The sequence below is a fragment of the Acetivibrio mesophilus genome (assembly GCF_004102745.1).
Lineage (GTDB): Bacteria > Bacillota > Clostridia > Acetivibrionales > Acetivibrionaceae > Hungateiclostridium > Hungateiclostridium mesophilum.
In genome coordinates this window covers 80,423-102,156 of record NZ_RLII01000008.1, presented here as the reverse complement: position 1 = coordinate 102,156, position 21,734 = coordinate 80,423, and the positions used below count along the sequence as shown (strand labels likewise).

At 39.2% G+C, this 21,734-nt stretch carries 12 protein-coding genes; all 12 read right to left on the bottom strand.

What is annotated here, in order from left to right; genetic code table 11:
• Positions 1-38: 38 nt before the first annotated feature.
• Positions 39-1,340: a phosphopyruvate hydratase gene (gene eno / locus EFD62_RS08545; RefSeq protein ID WP_128705981.1), complete on the bottom strand. Its 1,302-nt coding sequence runs from the start codon at positions 1,338-1,340 to the stop codon at positions 39-41.
• A gap of 179 nt (positions 1,341-1,519) precedes the next feature.
• On the bottom strand, positions 1,520-3,142 hold the full coding sequence (locus EFD62_RS08540; RefSeq protein ID WP_069194324.1) for a bifunctional diguanylate cyclase/phosphohydrolase: 1,623 nt from the start codon (positions 3,140-3,142) through the stop codon (positions 1,520-1,522).
• A gap of 274 nt (positions 3,143-3,416) precedes the next feature.
• Complete coding sequence (gpmI, locus tag EFD62_RS08535; RefSeq protein WP_069194325.1) at positions 3,417-4,952, bottom strand: 2,3-bisphosphoglycerate-independent phosphoglycerate mutase; 1,536 nt, start codon at positions 4,950-4,952, stop codon at positions 3,417-3,419.
• Positions 4,953-5,117: 165 nt separating this feature from the next.
• A complete protein-coding gene (gene tpiA, locus EFD62_RS08530) occupies positions 5,118-5,873 on the bottom strand; it encodes a triose-phosphate isomerase (protein ID WP_069194326.1) in 756 nt (251 codons plus the stop codon).
• Between the two features lie 14 nt (positions 5,874-5,887).
• Positions 5,888-7,081: a phosphoglycerate kinase gene (locus EFD62_RS08525; protein WP_128705980.1), complete on the bottom strand. Its 1,194-nt coding sequence runs from the start codon at positions 7,079-7,081 to the stop codon at positions 5,888-5,890.
• 265 nt (positions 7,082-7,346) lie between these two features.
• Entirely contained in the window at positions 7,347-8,357 is a 1,011-nt protein-coding gene (gene gap, locus EFD62_RS08520; RefSeq protein ID WP_069194328.1) for a type I glyceraldehyde-3-phosphate dehydrogenase, read from the bottom strand.
• A gap of 262 nt (positions 8,358-8,619) precedes the next feature.
• Positions 8,620-9,345, bottom strand: coding sequence for a 4'-phosphopantetheinyl transferase family protein (locus tag EFD62_RS08515; RefSeq protein WP_128705979.1), 726 nt, complete (start codon positions 9,343-9,345; stop codon positions 8,620-8,622).
• Positions 9,342-17,555 carry a type I polyketide synthase gene (locus tag EFD62_RS08510; protein WP_128705978.1) on the bottom strand — a complete coding sequence of 2,738 codons (8,214 nt, stop codon included), beginning with the start codon at positions 17,553-17,555 and terminating at the stop codon, positions 9,342-9,344. The genes EFD62_RS08515 and EFD62_RS08510 overlap by 4 nt, the downstream gene beginning before the upstream one ends.
• A gap of 46 nt (positions 17,556-17,601) precedes the next feature.
• The gene (locus tag EFD62_RS08505) at positions 17,602-18,576 is read right to left on the bottom strand and encodes an alpha/beta hydrolase (protein ID WP_128705977.1); all 975 of its coding nucleotides are present in this window, start codon (positions 18,574-18,576) and stop codon (positions 17,602-17,604) included.
• A 21-nt stretch (positions 18,577-18,597) separates the two neighbouring features.
• Positions 18,598-20,082, bottom strand: a complete 1,485-nt coding sequence (locus EFD62_RS08500; protein WP_069194331.1) for a class I adenylate-forming enzyme family protein — start codon at positions 20,080-20,082, stop codon at positions 18,598-18,600.
• Between the two features lie 209 nt (positions 20,083-20,291).
• A complete protein-coding gene (locus EFD62_RS08495) occupies positions 20,292-21,329 on the bottom strand; it encodes a ketoacyl-ACP synthase III (RefSeq protein WP_069194332.1) in 1,038 nt (345 codons plus the stop codon).
• A 93-nt stretch (positions 21,330-21,422) separates the two neighbouring features.
• Complete coding sequence (locus EFD62_RS08490) at positions 21,423-21,668, bottom strand: acyl carrier protein (protein ID WP_069194333.1); 246 nt, start codon at positions 21,666-21,668, stop codon at positions 21,423-21,425.
• Positions 21,669-21,734 lie beyond the last annotated feature (66 nt).

The window sequence follows — 21,734 nt, the reverse complement described above, 5'->3', positions numbered from 1 at the left end:
ATAGAAAAATGTCGGCCTTCGAATATATTCTATATATCTTATTTGTTTTTAAGGTTAAACCAAGCATCAAGTCCCGGATAGCGACTGATTGCTCCTATTTCTTCCTCTATTCTTAGCAATTGATTGTATTTTGCCACACGGTCGCTTCTCGATGGAGCTCCAGTCTTTATCTGTCCGGTATTGGTCGCCACAGCTATATCTGCAATTGTCGCATCTTCAGTCTCGCCGGATCTATGAGATACAACAGCAGTATATCCCGCACGGTTTGCCATTTCTATAGCATCGAGGGTCTCAGTAAGCGTTCCTATCTGGTTCACTTTGATAAGTATGGAGTTGGCCACTCCCATATCTATACCTTTTTTAAGCCTAGTAGTGTTTGTAACAAAGAGGTCATCCCCTACAAGCTGAACCTTGCTTCCGATCTTCTTGGTAAGCATTTCCCAGCCCTCCCAGTCTTCTTCTGCAACACCGTCTTCCAGAGAAATAATCGGGTATTTATTAACCAGTTCTTCCCAGTAGTTTATCATCTCTTCCCTTGTCTTTTTTACACCCGACTTCCAGAAAAGATAGGATCCGTCTTCCTGATACATTTCTGTGGCAGCAGCATCTATTGCAATTCTAAAATCATCTCCCGGTTTATAGCCAGCTTTCTCAACAGCTTCCAATATAACCTGGATGGCTTCCTCATCGGTTTTGAGGTTTGGAGCAAAACCTCCCTCGTCTCCGACAGCAGTACTATATCCTTTTTCCTTTAATACTTTCTTCAAATTATGGAAAACTTCCGCACACATTTGAAGCGCATTTCTAAACGAAGAAGCACCTACCGGCATTATCATGAACTCCTGAACATTTACACTGTTGTCAGCATGTTTTCCTCCATTTATTATGTTCATCATGGGAACAGGAAGGACTTTTGCATTTACTCCTCCAATATATTGGTAGAGGCTTATGCCAAGGGCCTCTGAAGCAGCTTTTGCCGTTGCAAGGGAAACACCCAAAATAGCATTGGCACCTAACTTTGACTTATTAGGAGTACCGTCTAAGCTTATCATCAGGTTGTCAATAGCCGCCTGATCAAAGACATTCATACCTTCCACTTCCGGTGCAATAATATTATTTACGTTCTCAACGGCTTTTTGCACACCCTTGCCCAGATATCTGTTTTTATCGTTATCCCTTAGTTCTACAGCTTCAAATGCCCCTGTGGATGCGCCTGACGGAACTGCTGCCCTACCAATAAATCCGCCTTCTGCAATAACCTCCACCTCAACTGTAGGATTACCTCTTGAATCAAGAATCTCTCTTGCATATACGCTTTCAATCTCCAAGTATTGTTTCATTGCTTATTCTCCCTTCATATTGCTATTTTTTTGTATCTTTAGAACCTAAGATTGCATCTTCGGCATAGCCGCAAAACCGAATTAGAAAATCATTTATTGCAAAACTATAGTATATTTTATCCATAATGGTTGATATTAAAACATTTTTTTATTATTTCCATGAAACTAAATGAAGCTATTTAGTTTAGTTCAACGCAACTTACGCTGTCAAAGTCGGTATCAAAAGTATTTAAAAAGGCTTTTACCGTCTCAGGGTCAAACTGTGTGCCGGAATTGCTCCTCAATTCAGACAATACATCATTCATTTTCATTCCCTTTCTATAGGGACGGTCCGACAGCATGGCATCAAAGGCATCTGCAACGCATAGAATCCTAGCTTCCAGCGGTATCTCCTTCCCCTTTCTCCCCGTAGGATATCCTTTGCCGTCAAATCTTTCATGATGGTACTTTATAGAATCAATTAGCATCTCAATACTGGATAGAGGCTCCAATATATCCACACTATACATTGGATGTCTTCGTAGAATCTTTATCTCACTGGAAGTCAATGGCTCTGTTTTGTTCAGAATAGTTTCAGAAATCTCAACCTTCCCTATATCATGAAGCAGAGCCGCAATTTTGAGAAGCCGCAATCTTTCACTTCCAAGTCCCATTGCCTTTCCAATTCTCACTGCATAATCCATTACACGTTCCGAGTGTCCCAAGGTATACTTATCCTTTGCCGATACCGTTCCTAGAAGAGCTCTTAATCCTCCCAACAGCTGTCGTTCATCAGAATTAAAAAATGTCTTTATATCTTCAAAAACATCCCTATAGATCCGCACATTATTTCTTCCCATGTTCTTCGCCTGATAAAGGGCGCTGTCTGCCTGCATAATCAAATCATCTTTATCTCGGGCCAGCTTCGGGTATATTGAATATCCTGCCGATATGCTGATTCCGCACTTATGTAAACAAATCTCTTCTGTATCCAAAAAACCGATAAATTTTTTTCTTATGCGTTCAATCATTGAGAGAATTCCTTTAGAATCGATATCAGGCATCAATATAGCAAATTCATCTCCTCCATATCTACACACAATATCCTGTTCTCTTGCTTCCTCCATAAATATTTCAGCGGTTTTTAAAAGTAGTCTGTCTCCTGCTATATGCCCGTGGGTATCGTTATATTTTTTAAAATTGTCCACATCAATCATTACCATAGCCAAGGAACTGCTTCTATAACGGGCATTATTAATTTCTTCTTCAAGCTTTGTTTGAAAGTATCTGTGATTATAGGCTCCAGTGACTCCATCAACACAAGCCAGCCACTCCAGCTTATTTATATATTTGCGCTCTTGCTCATAGGAATAAGCAACCATTATTGATACTATCATCACAGCTATTCTGGCTGCGGAGAGATTTACAAGAAGTCCCGGTGCGCTATTTGCAATTATTCTTAAATTGCCCGTTAAATGACCGGCCTCACTCGCTAGTACCGCGCGTATCTGATTGGATATAGCATAAAGACGTATTGATGCCAAACCATTGGTGATTAGTGACTGAAACATCCCCATATAGCCAAAATGATAAGATAGTGTAATTGAAAGTCCAATTTCAAATATTCCTGTTACAGCCCGAAACTCTACCGGTAATTTTCCTGAAGCTTGAATTATTACAATGACTATATGAATTGAAGACATGATGTAAAAAAATTTAGAAGACTTTTTGCCACACATTCCCAATCTCGATAATAAACCTATTTTATTGACGCCTTGAAGTTTATTTTTAAAACTATTTGTATTGTCAACTCTTCTATTCATACTGACCATCCTTTTTCATATTGATGTGTACTTCCCTTGCAGGCCTTACAATACATTATTATGCTAAAAGGTGTTATGTCAGATAAGCGCTGTCTCCAAAAATGCAACAAATTCTTCCTACAATAATTTACTACAATATGAAACAATTTGCAAGAAATATTTGTCCTAAGGTTAACAAAATGAAAAATAAAATAATAAAAAAATAAAAAACTCCGGCTTTTAATGCCGAAGTTTTGGATATTACTTGATTTATTAATCTAAACAGGATTAATTCTTACTTTATTATTAATGACTCACCGGTCATTTCCGCAGGCTTTTCTAGCCCTAAAATACTGAGCATTGTCGGCGCAAGATCTGCCAGCCTTCCTTCCTTTAACTTAATGTCTCCCAAGCCTATAGCAATGAGTGGAACAGGATTGGTTGTATGCGCTGTAAAAGGCCCGCTGGTATCATAATCCAGCATTTGCTCGGAGTTTCCGTGATCTGCAGTTATTAGTGCCACGCCACCCTGTTCAAGTATTGCAGGTATAACCTTTCCTAAGCATTCGTCAATGGCTTCAATTGCAGACTTTGCAGCATCAAACACTCCTGTATGGCCCACCATGTCAGGATTTGCATAATTTAGTATTATTACATCGTATTCTTTTTTATTTATGCACTCTAATACATTGTCCGTCACCTCATAAGCGCTCATTTCAGGCTTCATGTCATATGTCGCAACCTTCGGAGAATTTATCAACACCCTGTCCTCTCCTTCATATACAGCTTCAACGCCACCATTAAAAAAGAAAGTAACATGAGCATATTTTTCTGTCTCAGCAATTCTAAGCTGCCTCAATCCATTCCTACTTATATACTCTCCAAAGGTGTTTTCAAGGCTCTGGGGTTTAAATGCAACAACAGCATTTTCTATGGTTTTATCATATTGGGTCATGCAGACAAAGAACACCGGAAAATATCCTTTTCCCCTTTCAAAACCAGCAAAATCAACATCTGTAAAAGTTCTGGTAATTTCTCTGGCTCTGTCGGGCCTAAAGTTGAAGAATATGATTGAATCGTTTTCATCAATGGTAGCGACAGGAGATCCATTTTTCATAATAACCGTAGGTTTGACAAATTCATCAAACTCTTGTTTTGCGTATGATTCCGCAACTGCCTCTTTTGCACTTAAGGCCTCATTTCCTTTTCCAAGCACCATGGCATCATAGGCAAGCTTTACTCTTTCCCATCTATTGTCACGGTCCATAGCATAATATCTTCCCATAACTGAAGCAATTTCACCGACACCAATTTCCTTAAGCTTTTCTTCAAGCTCTTCCACATAGCCCATTGCACTGTCCGGTGGGACATCCCTACCATCAAAGAAGCAATGAACATATACATCTTGTAAATTCTGTTTTTTAGCAAACTCTAGCAATCCATATAAATGGGTATTGTGGCTGTGTACACCACCATCAGAGAGAAGACCGAAAAGATGCAGCTTTGAATTGTTCTTTCGACAGTTTTCAATAGCATCCATAAACTCCTTTTTCTCAAAAAAGTCCCCATCTTCAATGGATTTAGTTATTCTAGTAAGCTCCTGATATACAATTCTTCCGGCCCCAATGTTGGTGTGTCCCACCTCGGAATTACCCATTTGGCCGTTGGGAAGTCCAACATCCATACCACTTGTACGAATTATTGTGTTGGGATACTCTCTCATAAACCTGTCTATATTCGGTTTATTTGCAGCCTCTATGGCATTACCCTCTTTCTTCGGATTAATACCAAAACCATCTAAAATAATCAATGTTACGAGCCTATCTTTCATATTATACACTCCATTTCAATTTATTCATTATGTATTTAAATTGAATACAATCCTATTTATATATACCACATTTTAAGGTTTTTGAATATAGGTAAATAAAACAGTCCCTCAATTATTTTGATGGGACTGTTTTATGTAATCTACACAATTTTTAAACTCACAATATTACTTATTGTGCTTTGCAATTTTTTCAAAGTCATCAAGTTTGAGACTTGCGCCTCCTACAAGGCCTCCATCAATATTCGGCATGCCGAAAAGTTGTGCTGCATTAGCTGCATTAACACTTCCGCCGTATTGAATTCTGACAGTTTCGGCAACATCTTCGCCATAAAGCTCTTTAACGCAGACTCTTATTATGCCGCAAACTTCCTCTGCCTGTTCATTTGTAGCTGTCTTTCCAGTACCGATCGCCCAAATAGGCTCATAAGCTATTACAGTCTCTTTTACCTGTTCGGCAGAAAGACCCAATAAAGCAATCTTAACCTGATATCTTACCAACTCAGCGGTAATTCCCTGTTCTCTTTGTGTCAGGGATTCACCCACACAGATAATTGGTTTTAAACCGTATTTGAATGCCGCATGCGCCTTTTTATTGACTGTCTCATCAGTCTCTCCGAAGTACTGTCTTCTTTCAGAGTGGCCAATGATAACATAGTCAACTCCAAGCTCGGACAACATAGGACCTGACACTTCTCCTGTAAAAGCGCCACTTTCCTCCCAGTGCATGTTTTGTGCAGCAACCTTTATATTTGATCCTTTAGCTGCTTCAACAACCCCCGGCAAACATACAAAAGGCACACCTACTACTACTTCAGCATCGGCGTCTGCAACTCTACCTTTTAAGGCCTCTACAAACTCAACAGCTTCTTTTGCTGTTTTATTCATTTTCCAGTTACCAGCTGCAATAATTTTTCTACTCATGATATCGTCTCCCCTTATTTATCCATTAATACATCAATTCCCGGCAATACCTTTCCTTCCAGGAACTCCAGTGATGCTCCGCCTCCAGTTGAAATGTGAGTAATTTTATCTGCAAAACCAAGCTGTTCAACAGCAGCAGCAGAATCTCCGCCTCCTATTATAGAAATTGCTCCGGATTCGGCAACAGCTTTTGCTACTTCCTTTGTTCCGTTAGCAAAGTTGGAGAACTCAAATACTCCCATAGGACCATTCCATACAACAGTTTTAGCATTTTTAATTGCATCTGAATATAACTTAACAGTTTCAGCACCAATATCCATACCCATCCATCCGTCCGGGATTTGATTTGATGGAACTGTCTTACGTTCTGTATCATTGCTGAACTCTTTTCCCACAACATTATCTACAGGAAGCAGCAACTTAACTCCCTTGCTCTCTGCCTTCTCTATAAGGCTTTTTGCAAGGTCTACTTTATCATCTTCACACAGGGATGTACCTATGCTGTATCCCTTTGCCTTAAAGAAAGTATATGCCATACCTCCGCCAACTATAAGAGTGTCAACCTTGTCAATAAGGTTCTCGATAACACCTATTTTATCTGAAACCTTAGCACCACCCAATATTGCCACAAAAGGTCTTTCTGGGTTTGACAGAGCTTTGCCCATAAAATCTATTTCCTTTTGGATAAGGTATCCGCATACTGCCGGCAGATGATCAGCAAGACCTGCTGTTGAAGCATGAGCCCTGTGAGCTGTTCCGAAGGCATCATTTACATAAATTTCAGCCATGCTTGCCAATTCTTTTGCAAAAGCCGGGTCATTTTTAGTTTCTTCCTTGTGGAATCTAACATTCTCAAGCATTAAAACTTCTCCATCCTTTAATGCAGCTGCTTTTGCTTTTGCATCAGGACCAATAACATCTTTTGCCATTATTACTTCTTTTCCGAGAAGTTCTCCAAGCTTAACGGCAGTTGGAGTCATGCTGTATTTATCCTCAAAGCCTTCTTTAGGTCTTCCGAGGTGTGAAACCAATATAGTTTTTGCACCGTTATCTACCAGATACTTAATGGTTGGAAGTGCACCAACTATTCTTTTATCATCGGTAATATTTCTGTTTTCGTCCAACGGTACGTTAAAATCAACACGGACTATGACCTTTTTACCTTTTACATCAACATCCTCAATGGTTTTCTTGTTCATCATTGCCATAAATATTCACGCTCCTAAACATATTGAACATTATTGTATTATTGATTCTTAAACTGCACTTTATGTATTAACGTCTAAAAATGTCTCCATTAAACCGTTAACATTTTATATCTTTTTTTCATACTTTTCAATAGTACACAATAAAATTTATCTATTTTTTAACAAAATTTTTTTCTGATTTAGAGACTTTTCCTTCGGCAAAGAACCTTAAATTCAAAAAGGCCCGGTTTTAACCGAACCTTTTTAATTGAATTTTCAGCAATAATTATTTCGCATCTACTGAAGCCATATATACTATCAAATCAACAACTTTGTTTGAATAACCCCATTCATTGTCATACCATGAAACGAGTTTTACAAAGTTGCTGTTGAGAGATATACCAGCATCTGCATCGAAAATTGAAGTACGAGCATCTCCGATAAAGTCTGAAGAAACAACTGCATCTTCAGTATATCCTAAGATACCCTTCAATTCATTTTCTGAAGCCTTCTTAATAGCTGCTTTGATTTCATCATAAGTAGCTGCCTTTTCAATACGGCAAGTCAAGTCAACAACAGATACATCGAGAGTTGGTACTCTGAATGCCATACCTGTCAATTTGCCGTTCAATTCAGGGATAACCTTTCCAACAGCTTTTGCAGCTCCTGTTGATGAAGGAATGATATTACCTGCTGCTGCACGTCCGCCTCTCCAGTCTTTCTTTGAAGGACCGTCAACTGTCTTTTGTGTTGCAGTTGTAGCATGTACAGTAGTCATTAAGCCCTCTACCAAACCGAAATTGTCATGTATAACTTTTGCAAGAGGAGCCAGACAGTTTGTTGTACATGAAGCGTTTGATACAACGTTCATATCCTTTGTGTATTTGTCGTTGTTTACACCCATAACAAACATTGGAGCATCTGCTGAAGGAGCACTGATAACTACTTTCTTTGCACCGCCCTTGAAGTGAGCTGAAGCCTTTTCTGTAGTTGTGAATACACCTGTTGATTCAACAACGTAATCTGCACCACATTCGCTCCATGGAATCTCAGCAGGATCCATGCTAGCATAAACGCTTATTTTCTTACCGTTTACAACGAGTTTTCCGTTGTCTTCTGAAATCTCGCCTTTGAATTGACCGTGTATTGTATCATACTTTAACATATATTGCATGTATTCAAGGTCAATAAACGGGTCGTTTATACCTACAACTTCAACATTAGGGTTGTTGAGACTAGCCCTGAATACAAGACGTCCGATACGTCCAAAACCATTAATACCTACTTTTACTGCCATTAATATCGCCTCCTATGTAAATTAAAATTTGACTTAATGCTTATATTAGCTGCCATACAGCATGAATGCAGTAAAAAATTCATCCTCTGGCAAGTATATCTTACACCATGTTTCATTTTATATTATTTTATTTTCATTTTCAATACTTTAGTTAAAAAATAATTAATTTTTTAACAAAGTATTTTTACTTTCATGGCTATGAAACCTAAGCATTATCGTGCATAAATATTATGCTCAGTTTTATTATTTTTAATCTATAATTTCAGTTTTCATCACAATCAAACAATGCCAGAGAAAGGCAATAACTATTGCATACGAAAGAAAACAGGCGAACATTGCTTCTACCCTGAAAGATTATCGCATCCTCCAGGGTATCCAGTTCCCTAAAATCCATCTTCATTCCCAAGCGAAAAAGCTTTGAAACAGCCTCTTTTCTTGTCCATAAAATTGTAGATTTTACCGAGTATTCATCGGTATTTCTAAGACTTTTTAGAAACTTTTCCTCCCTATCGGAAAAGAAGTGCTTTATCAATGAATCTTCCGGAATAAAAACCTTTTCCATATCTATTCCGATTGCCCTCTTTGCCACTATACCAACGCAATATGGGAATGAGTGAGTTATGGATACACATAAGTCGGGATATTGGAGGATGAAAGGGGCGGAATCTGCCCCTTTCACTACATCCAAGCAACATGGATCCATTATGCTCTGCTCTCTTAGCTTTAGTTTAAAAACTGCCGATTTTACCGCATATCTTCCCGAAATCCATTGTAGCCTATTCTTCGGGTTTCTCAATTCTCTCAAATGCAAGAGCTCTCTTACGGACAACACTGTCAAAATACTTTCTTCATCCCTTTTAAGCCTTCGAGCCATTTCCCCCATATCCACCACATGAAAGCAAAACTCATGTTCTGCGGCCTGTCTATCCAAATAGAGCTTTGTCAACCTCACAGTGTCGTCCTCATAAGTATTATTCTGAATAATCATGAGTGAATAACCCTCATCCTAACATTTTTAGCATAATAACAGACCTCATTTTTTTCATTGACCATAATAGCATCGTATACTTTTATTTCGTCGTCCTTATGCTTCAATATAGAATATGCCTTGTAGCGCATCATTTCCTTCGGAACCTTCACAATGCCGAACTCTTCAACCTGCCATGGGAGGTATACTACATCGCTCTCAAACTGGGAGTGTACCCCGCAAACCTGGAAAATCGAATCGGCAAAAGCTGGATTTATCAGTAATTTATCCAGATTATATTTTTTATTGATTAATTCCTCCTCCGGAAGAAGCATTGAGAATATTGCGCCGTTTTTGTTCCGTCTATAAACGTTGTTTTCTTTTTTCTCGTCAACAAACAGCGTTCCCAGATTAATAGAATTACTATTCTTTTGCAGGAAGGCTCTAAGTGATTCGGCCGTAAAGCCTTCTTCCATAGGTTCATTTTCAATTTTCATCATCTCAAGAAGGTGGCTGTATTCTCCTAAATTGCTGCTGACATTCATGCTGTTTAGTCCTATAAACCTTGAGACACCGAATCTGGAATTCAGATAAGTATATGACTTCATATCAAAACTTTCTGTTCCTTCCTTCTGATTCACCAAAACAATTACTTCCTTTGGCTCCTCATGGAAAAGCTTTAAAGGCTTATCGATGCTGACATTCCTAAAGCAACACTGCCCATCTTTGCCTGATATCAGGCTCAAGGTTTCCGCCCCAAGTTCCATGAAGGCCACAGCTGGAGCAAGGGGTACTGTTCCAAGTCTGTGATGATCGAAAATGGCATCCCTTTTGACGGAAACAACTTTAAATACCTTTTCAATCCTTCCGTCTTTTTTAGCTATCCAATCAATCATCGGCCTATCATCTAAGTTTTCATCAGCCGCTCTGTTATTGGCAAGAGCACCAAGTCCCCTGCTTATAACCACTTCTTTTGAGTCTAGACCTCCAGTTAGAATATTGATAAACTCGTCGGTTCCCCTCTCGGGCTCAATTAGATGAAGGCCCATTTCCTCAGAGTTTATTTTAATAAACTCATTTCTCCAAGCCATACCCACGTCTTTCCATCCGGACCATGCCAAGCTCAAGGAGTATATATCCTTGTGAGTGTTCCCTAGCATTGACATAAAGCTATTAATAAAGCTATTGGCGGCACAGTAGTCAATTTGCGCCTCATTGCCAAACCTTCCGGATATGGAAGAGAAAGCTATAGCAATTTTCAGTTCTTTTCTGTCCAATATTCGATAAAGGTTGCAAAGGCCCTTTGCCTTTACAGAAAATATCTCCTTGAACTCTTCTGTTTCCTTTTGGGTTAAAAGTCTGCTTTTTTCCACTCCCGCTCCATGAATAAGAACATGAACAGGACCGTTTTCTTGTACAGCCTTATCAAGAGCCTTTTTAAGTTCCTCATAATTTCTTATATCGCAGGATAGATATACACCACTGTTTCCATCCTTTTTTATGCTCTCTATCAGTCTTTTAATTGAATTAGACTTCACAAGCCTGTCATATTCCTTTTGTACCATTACTGGAGTTACCCTTTCATTGGTCTTCTCCAGTCTTTTTTGAATTTCCAGCTTGATATTATTGACGGAAGCCTCATCACCTTCGGAAATCTCTACAGTATCATCCAAAAGCTCTGTCCTTCCAATTATCGTGTATTTTCCCTTAAATCTTTGGGATAACCCTCTTGTTATCTCCGAGGTAATTCCATTTCCCCCGCCGGTAATAACGAAATGGGCATCTTCCGGAATATTCATCTGCTTAAAACTATTGCGGTCCAGATTTTTTAGCTTGATTACACCTCGCTTACCGTCACAGTATCCAATTTCATACTCATCGCACTTATTCTCCATCTCTTGGGCAAGCGACAATAAATCGTCATTATTCAATGGACTTCCCTTGTTTGAACCTAGATCTACAATCCTGATTACGGATTTACTCCACTCTTTTCTAAGTCCTTTATAAAGACCTGATACAGCACCGTAGAATGGGTCTATTCCAATCTGTTTCTCTTGGGCATAACCATGGCAGCCATCCATTGATACCGCAGATACAATTCTTATTTCGGGGTCGGTAAATTTTTGCGACAGCGCTTTATAGAATATGAACCTCGCCTCACTGCTAAAAAATAGCATCTTCTCCTGTTCACTCTCGGAGATTTTATCAAAATCAACAACAGTACCAAGGTGAGTACAATCTACAATAGCATCTACCTTCTGGTTTTTATTTAGAAAATCGGAGACTTTCTTCTCAAGTTCCGCTCCATCGCAAAAGTCTGCAAACAAGAACTCTTCAACCCCAGCACAAAGCTTCGCAAAATATTGCGACACCTTTTGAACCTGTTCACTATTGTCACCAATTACCCATATCCTTTTGTCCTTTAGTTCAAAATCTGTGCCCATTGCTTTTTCTTCTACAAAAACCGGTATCTGAAGACAGAGATTCCTGTCAATATAAATGTCTTCATCATCTACGCTTTCAACAGCTGCCACCTCACCCTTGACCTCTTCATAAGAAGATTCGGCTTTTTTGAAGCTGCCTTTTACCAGGTCAATAATACCGCCAATGGTTTTATAATCTGAAATATTTATCCTTTCATCTTTGCCAATATCAAATCTATCGCTTAATAAGGAAACTATAGTGGCCTGCTTAACTGTATCTATACCCAGGTCCGCTTCCATTTCCATATCTCTTTCCAGCATTTCCGCAGGATATTTCGTGATTTCAGAAATTACTTCCAACACCTTTGCTTCAATGTCCTTTTCATTATCCGTACCGCCAATCTCTGTCTTATTTCTTTCGACTTTACTGCCTTCTTTGCTGCTTTGGGTCTTATGAGTCATTCTTTTAAAATCATAAGCATCGGAATTGATTATTCCAGTAGCTAGATTGGATGACTCTTCCGATTTTGATTTTTGGCTTTCGTTTACAAGATCGACAATAGAGCCTACAGTCTTGTACTGGGAAATATTACCTCCATTTTCTCCAATGTTGAATTTCTCGCTCAGGATGGAAAATATGGTAGCCTGCTTAACGGTGTCTATGCCTAGGTCAGCTTCCATTTCCATGTTCCTTTCAAGAATCTCCACGGGGTATTTCGTAATTTCCGAAATAACCTTAAACACTTCCTCTTGAACATCCTTAGCCGCAATACTTTCGGTCTTTCTATTATCTAAGGAAACATCATTTTTTACACCAACCGGAGTGCTTTCTTGCTTGAAGCTAGCCTCTTTAGAGTATCTTGCCTGAACCATACTCACAACATGACCAATTGTAGGATAGTTTGAAAGCTTTATGGTATCCTCCTGAGGAATATTAAATTTCTCCGATATTATTGAAAGGATTGTCGCCTGTTTTACCGTATCAATACCCAAATCTGCCTCAACTTCCATATTTAGATCCAGCATATCTTTGGGATACCTGGTTATTTCAGAGTATATCCCCAGTATTTCATCGACGACACTTTTATCCGCCATCTGGGGCTTGTCTATGGAAGAAGAAGCAACGACTCCGGCATTCATATCATACTTTGGCTTGCTATTTAAAACGTCAGCAGCACCATTTCCAAAGGAAAATTCCTCCGCCGGTTGTTCAATTTTTCCTTCCGTTCCCTCTGCCACAAGAATTCTTCCACATTTTCCGAGCTTTGCATCTCTAGAAGCGGTGATTTTATCAAGCCATCTTTGATAAGCTTCCCGGTCAAAAATCCTTTCATCACCGGTTGCAATTTTTTGAAGAAGGTGATAGTTGCCCTGGGCTCCATAGCCTGTCACCATTCTTATTACATAGTCAAAGCTGTACAAGCCCCCTTCTGATAAATTCAGGCCTTCGAGATCCGGATCTGGCTCCCGGAAATTAGCAATCGGTGGAATCTTCTGGTATTGTAAAGCTTTTGCCGCCACAGCTTCTTCGATTGAAGCACCCATGGTATGTCCGGTTAATCCCTTTGTATTGATAACCTTTATATCCCTGAAACTACTGCCAAAAGCCGTCTCTAGCGTTGCTTTTTCTGCGTTCGCGCATCCGCCATTTCTTGGAGAAAAGGTTTCATGAGAATAGTATACAGTTCTTTTTGCAATGTTCTTCCTGTCAAATCCGTACTCCTCTTCCATCTTAGTCATAAATCTATCAAGCTCAACAGAGAATTTGTTGCTGTCAATTTTTGACTGATGCCCCGCAGTATTAAAGACATGGGTACCTAAAATACGGCAAATACCGTTCATACCCCTTTCGGCTACATCCGACTCTTTTTCAATAACAAGTCCCACAGCACCTGCTCCCAAAATCATTCCGTTTCTTCTGTTGTCAAAAGGCACCGCAGCCTCAAAGAGATCTGGAGAAATTGTAAGAGAACCCATACTCAAAAAGCTGGCTGCTGACCAAGGAAGAGTTGTTTTTGACGTAATATTTTCTGCGCCTATTACAATCATTCTTCGTGCATGTCCTGCTCTAATCAGGTCTTCTGCCACAGTAACCGCTGTAATTGTTGAAGAACATGCGGCACTCAAGAAGAAGTTAGGTCCCATTGCTCCGATAAACTGAGCAAGCCTATTGTTGGCCTGTGAGCAAAGAAGCGCCAAGAAGTCATGGTTGAATTCGTATATTTCCTCCTCTCCACTATTGTACATAAGCCTTGAATAATGGAGATTAAACCAATCCGTAAGATATTTTTTCACACTGTAATCACTAACTTTTGAAATAACCGATTCATAAAAATCTAGCAAGTCATTTCTTGTTTTTGATCCAAACCTGCTGGCAACATATTTTGAAACCTCACTTATGCAAGATTCAACCGGGAAGAAACCATTGGCAAATATTATTCCGGTGTCATCCTGCATGTGTTCCGGCAACACCAGTCTACCCGGTAAATAGGAACCGGTGGAAGTCCTTATCTGCTCTCTTACCAACGGAATACCCGCATCTTTTAGGGCCTCGTATCCTGCTGCTACTCCAGCGCACACCGTCATGGTCATCTGCTTCAATGCCTTCTCATCGATCTGATAATCGTTTAGCATATCAATCTTGCCCAGCTTGCCAGCAAGCTGTATAACTTCATTAATAGACGAGAGTCTTTTGAAGGTTGTCTGAGCTTCGGTTTTTAAAAGTCTTGTGATGTTCAAATCCAATATGCTGTTCGCTTCATCGTCGGTCAGCCTTTCAATTAGGTTCTTTCCTTCAAAGAGAAGATCGAAATTATCATCGGAAAACACTTTTTTAAAGGTGCCGGGCAATCCTGCTGAAGCGCCGCTGTATACAATACTTTCCTTTTCCGAGGACTTTGAGGTCTTAACATTTACTTCAATCGGAGCCTTTACCTCAGCTTGGAAATTGCAGGTTTCATCGACTATTCTTGCCATACCTTTTGAATACTTAAGTGCCTTTCCGGATGGCAAGACAGAAACATCCATACCGTATGCAAAAAGCTCTGCTAAAGCCTGCTTATATGCATCCACAGGATTCTTTCTTTTATTGTTTGAAGCCACCACTTTAACATCCTTGCCTTGAAGAATGTTCTTTACAAGGTTCGTAAGTACCGAAGAAGGTCCCGCTTCCACAAAAATTCTAACACCCTTTTCATAGAGTTTTAATACCGATTCTGTAAAGTTAACAGATGAAACTATCTGTTCCTTCAGTATGGACGGAACCTTCTTCATTTTCTCCTTATCCTCAGGATAGAAATCCTTCCTATGACATGCCATGACGTGGGCTTTTGGAACGTCAAAAACCATATCCTTAATTTTTTCATAATAGCTTTCTGCTGCACCTGAAACCAGCTCCGTGTGGAAGGCATGGGAAACATTCAGCTTTGAATACGTAATCTTGTTTCGTTCTAAAGCTTCCGTCATTTTACTTATTTGTTCTTCCCTTCCACCTACAACCGTCTGATCGGGTGAGTTAATATTGGCAACAGATACTTTAAGACCGCTTTCTTTAATTAATTCCTCTACCTTGAGTCTATCTGCCTTTATGCTCATCATTATACCGCGATCCTCTTCGGGAATACCGTCAAAGGCAAAACCTCTTTCACCTATCAAACGAAGGGCGGATTTTAAGTCAAGCATGCCGCTCGCGTGAAGAGCTGTTATTTCACCTAAGCTGTGGCCTATCATGTAATCAGCCTTTATGCCCGACTCCGAAAGGAGCTTATACATTGCAATATTGCTTAAAAACATTGCCGGATGAGTATTTTTTGTGTCTTTGAGCACAGTCTGAAGACGTTCTTCGTCATCTCCAAAAACAAGCGATGTAATCTCATAACCGTATTTTGATTTCCAAACAGCGTCCGCCTGCATATAGAAAGATTCGATCTGAGGATATCTCTCATATATACCCTCTAACATATTGGGATACTGGGAAGCTTGTCCCGGGAACATCCATGCTACTTTGTCCGGTGACACCGCTTCTCCTTTTCCAAAATATATTCCTTTTAAATAAAGTGCCTGGAAGTTTTCACTCTTATTTTCATTTATAAAATCCTCAAAAATATGGTACTTATCCTTTAATTCATCCATTGAGCAAGCGCATATGGCCAAGCGATATTCTTTTTTTGCCGAAACGGAGGAGTTATTATTGAATACCAACTGCTCGAAATCAGAACCTTCTATGTTTTCTTCTACAAACAATCTGTAAGATTCATTAATTTCCTCTATTGATGAACCTGAGAACAATACAATCTCCTGTGTCGGTGCATCACTTGAATTCTTTGCATCCTCGGCTGGTTTCGAAAAAGCATAGGTCTTTTTAAGAAATTCCGGTCGGAATTCTTCCAACGCAATACTATAATCCGCTCCACCAAATCCATAAGCACTAACATTTGCTCTTCTTGGGTGAGAGGTGTTTTCTCTCCACTGTTTTTTGTCGGTCAATATGTAAAATGGAGAGTCCTCAATCCCAAGCTTTGGATTGATGTTCTCAACGTTTGCAGTAGGAGGTAGAATCTTGTTGTGTAAAGCCATAGCTGCTTTAATAAGGCCCGGACTTCCCGCTGCATACCTCAAATGTCCTATATTTGACTTCACAGAGCTTATTCCACAGAAGTTTTTCTTCGTAACTCCCATAGCTTCAAAGGCCTTTTTCAATGCCTTTATTTCAACAACATCTCCTACACTTGTTCCCGTACCGTGAGCTTCTATGTACTCAATGGTATCCGCATTATAATTCGACATTTCCAAAGTACTTTTAATAACCCGGAACTGTCCTTCTTCATTGGGAGCAGCAATATATTTACCCTTGCCATCACTTCCCTGACCGAAGCCGGATATCAGAGCATATATTCTATCATTGTCCCTAAGAGCATCCTCCAGCCTTTTTAAAACCAGTATCCCTCCCCCAAGGCCAATTACAAAACCATTTGCCCGAGAATCAAAGGGATATGAACCGGTTGGCGACAATGCGTTTATTGCCGAAAAAACTACAAAGGGACTTTCGTCCAATGTCACATCCACTCCGCCGGTAATCAATACATCATAATCCTTTCTCAAAAGCCCTGTAATACCGCTTATAACAGCAGCAAGGCTGGATGCACATGCCGCGTCAATGGTATAGGAAGGACCATAAAAGTCAAACAGGTTGGAAATCCTTGCCGCCGTAATACTCTGAAGCATTCCCGGCGCACTGTCCTCGGTAATAGGGATTGTACCGTCAAGAGCTATATTTGATAGTCCTTGAACCAACTCATCCAATTCCTCTTTTTTAAAGTTTGAATTCAATCTGGGGTTATTACGCAGATAATGCTCTATTTTTTCATAATAGGTTCTCCTTATTATATTGTTGTATCGAATTCCCGGAGCACCAGTACACATTATGACAGCTGTACGTTCTCTATTGATATTGCTGTTTGCAAGGGATTGTAAAGCTTGGTCTACGCAGTAAATTGCCACATGCTGGTTCGGATCCATGTGTTCTGCTACCGCAGGGGGAATTTTAAATTTTCTGCTTAGTGAAGTGTAGTCATCAACATCGACAGGAGCTACAATTCTGGTATAAGATTTATCCTTTTTATTGATTTTGCCAAAAGCATCACGATCATAATATATATCTCTACTTAAAATACTGTCAGGCACTTCTCTAATAGATACCTTTTTACTTAAAATATTGCTCCAAAACAAATCAACATTGTTTGCATCGGGAAGCAATGCTCCCATACCTACAATCGCTATTCTTTCTTCGGGATAAAAGTAATTCTTCATAGTAAACCTCCCCACATTAAATTATATCTATCATATCTTCTTGATTTTAGAAACAATCCATAAAAAAATCATAAATATCATTGGAAAGCCTGGGTACTCTCAGAATATTCAAATGCCCTGCATGGTATTCAAATATTTTTTTCAGACCTGCGTTCTTAATCTTTTCAGTAAATATCGCGTTCTTTTCCATCCCGATAATTTGATCATATATAGAATATACAACCGCAATATTATCAACATTAAAACTGGAGGTAATATTCTCACAGGGGTCCAGCTTCTTAAAAACGTTAGAAACCCTTTCTTTTCCAAAGCCACAGTTTTCGAGATCTGTTCTAACCTTAACCAGTAACGGATTCTCCCATATCAGTGTTAACATGTCTGTAACCGGATTAATTAAAAAAGTCCCTATAAAACTATCTCTTAACATGTGATACCTGAAAGATATACACCCTCCCATGCTAAATCCAACAAGCAAACACGGCAAAGCATTCACATGACTAATGATCTGTCGGGATGCTTCAATATCATACAGGCTTTGTCTGAAAGCATTGTGAGATCTCAAAAGATCTGCGCTTACGAAATATTCTCCGCTAAAGGCGCTATCCACCGGTTTCCTGTTAAAATGGTAAGGCAGTTCCATAAAAAAGACATTGAACTTAAGCTCATTTAACATCTTTATTAAGAATGCATAGTTAAACATGTTATCATCATACAACCCATGCAATAATAAAATATTGCATATTGGGTCTTCTGCAGGATGATAATAAAGGTATATCGTATCATTTTCTATATAGTCCTGTGTCTTCATAATGGACGGTATTTCAAAACGCTTTAAATTTTTTTCACCTTCAAAAAATTTAATTGTTGACATATCCAGCTCGCACTTATAGAGACCGTCAAATATTTCTTCATCTTCATCAACAATTAAATTTACAGGTTTGTGAGCCACCTTTAAAAGCTTTTCATTAAGAAGCTTCTCGATGGCCAGATTATCCACGAATTTCGAACTTGCTTCATTCATAATAACAACACCCTTTGTATGCTACATATTTTTTAATGCCTTTTTATCAACTTTTCCAAGATTATTTCGTGGAAATTCATGTACAAACGAGATATACTTAGGTACTTTAAAATTTGCCAACCTCTCGGAAACATATTTTATCAGCTCCCGTTCGGTCAAGCTCGAATTTTGCTTCTTGATGACAAAAGCCTTTACAACTTCTCCATAGACATTATCCTCAACTCCAACAGCCGCAGAGTCAATTACATCAGAGTGAGAATTTAGTGCTGTCTCAACCTCAACAGGAGATATCTTAAGTCCTGCAACGTTGATAAACTCTGTTTTTCTGCCGCAAACAACAAAGGAGCCATCGGGATTTCTGTATCCCAAATCACCGGTATAAAGATATCCATTTCTCAATCGCTCTTTTGTCTCCTCAGGACGATTCAGATAGCCAAGCATTAACCCCTGCCCGGTTACCCGAATTTCTCCTATTGTTCCGTCTTCAACCACCGTGCCATTATCGTCAACAATATCGACAGATATTATTCCCTCAGGAGGGAAACCCACATCTCCCGAAGCTGAAGGAAGCCGTGACATCCTTGTGGCAATAAGAGTGGTTGCCTCACTCATTCCGTAACCTTCGTCCAAATATATTCCTGTTTTTTCATACCACAAATTGGCCACTTCAGAACTGATAGGTGCCGCCGAGCAAAATGCAGCCTTTAGCTTTCCTAGGTTATTTATAAAGGGCTCAAATCTTAATAATTGCCGATAATGGGTGGGCACACCCAACATATGAGTAATATTCTCTTTTAATACTATTTCAGCGACTTTAGCAGGATGAAATGTTTTCTGAAATACAATTCCTGCCTTGTATGCCAATGCCGGAATTAGAACTGAGATTGATCCGAATCCGTGGGAAAAGGGCACAAAACACAGAATTCTGTCATCCGGCTCATACCTGTACATCGACTGATGGTTCTTTTTAAGGAATGTATAAAAACAGCCCGTTGTGAGCATTACACCCTTAGGAGTCGAAGTAGAACCTGAGGTATATAAAAGCAGTGCAAGCTCATCTTCTTTAAAATCATACATTGGAAGGGTCTGCTGATAATCATTTTTTTCACATACTTCTTGGATCTCACTAACGTTTATTACGTCAACTTTTGATGTTAATCCACCTTCTATTTCCTCTTTTTCCAGGTAGGTAACGATGCATTTAGAACCGGAATCTTTAATATAGTACGGTACTTCCTCCGCTTTAAAAAGCGGGTCCACCAAGCATACAACACATCCGATATATTCAATAGCCAAAAAAACAATCGCAGCTTCAGCACCGTTATAAAGATGTGTTGCAATAACTGTTCCAGGCTCATATCCCTTGGACTTTAGAAAATTGGCAACCTTCATTACTTCTGCTTGAAGCTCCTTAAAGGTCAGCCTTTTGCCACTTTCCCCGTCAATGATAATTTCTCTGCCAAGGTCCTGCTCTTGAGTATCAAATAACAAGTCACAATAATTCATTTAAGCTTCCCCCCAAACTTATATTTTATTTTGAAACACTAATTCCATAAATGCTGCAATAATCATTTAATCGTACATATATTTTTCTAACTATTACACCTTAACAAACTAGCCTTTGAGTTTAATAAATACAAACTATTTGGATTTTTGTAGGATTGATTGGCTTGTAGATTAGCTGTGTTTAGAGAGACATCAATTATTTTCTATATTTAGTATCTAAAGATCATTCCCCCACTGCTCGCCCCTGCTCCGTGAGCCTGCATCATTACAAAATCTCCCCTTTTTAACCGCCCCGTTGAGATAAGTTCATCCAGAACCAATGGACTCATAGCTGAAACTGTATTTGCGTATTTATAGAAGAGACTGAGGCTCTTTTCAAAAGGGATCCCCAATTCTTTTACTTGAGCTTCCCATATTTTTGTTGATTGATCTGATGTAATAAAATAATCAATTTCGTCTAAGGTCATCTTTGCTTCCCACAGAAGCTTATCTGCTATGATTCTACAATATTCAACAGAACTTTCAAGAACCACATTTCCGTTTATTACATTCATGTTGAACAACTCGGGTTCGATTTTTACGTCCTCCTTTTTAAGGAGTCTTGTCCCAAATGGAATAAAAGCATTATCATATAGGGCATGGTTGGTCATAAGATAAGAAGCCAGGAACTGTTTGACTTCTGAATAACCTATCAGCATGGCAACTACAGCATCTCCAAATAAAAATATTGTCTTCGGATTTGGCTGTTTCCATGACTGAATACCCTTTGAAGTTATCCCCCCTCCAATTACAAGAACATAGTCATCGCCGGAATCAATATATCTTATTGCAAGATCCATGGCATGCATAAACCCGCTACAAGCACAGGTCATATCAAAAGCCGGTATTCCCGTAGTTGCACCCAGCTTTCTGAGAGCACCTATAGAAGTAGCCGGTATCTGGTAGTCACCCAAAAGTCTTGAATATATGACTCTATCCACCATGTCAATATCCACACCGGCTCTCTCAAGACATTGGGAAATAGCCATTGCCACCAAGTCTTCAAGCTTTTCGTCCTCAACCCATCTTCTTTCAATTATGCCTACTGAATACCGTACTGCTCTATCGGTTGCAATAATACCGTATGTATCAATAATATCCTGATTTGTGACAACTCTATCAGGAAGACCGATACCTGTAGAAATAATCTTTGCATATCTCTCTATTTTCAGTGGCTTTATTTCCGGAAATCTAATATTAGTATTCATAGTCTCCCCCATTCACAATCCCTTGCTAAGGTAAATAAAATAAGTATTTTTATGCACCCCCAAATGCTGTCCAAGGTTGCAAATGCCATTGAATTATTTCTCACTGGTCTTATCTAATATAAATTTTATGATATTGTCCATAATAAACAAATCCGGTTTTGAATCAATCATAGGTACTGAAAAAGTCTCAGAAAACCTGAATCCCAACTCTACCAAAGCAATAGAGTCGGCACAAAGATCGTCGACAAGATTGGTTTCGGGAGTAATTTCACTCTCATCCACTTTTAGATAATCAGCTATCAATTCCTTCGCCTTGCCATAGATATCATCGTAGTTCATATTAATCCCCCTTATAAAAGTAGTTTAAGTTGTAAAAAAAAGCAATCTGCAAAATAAACACATTCT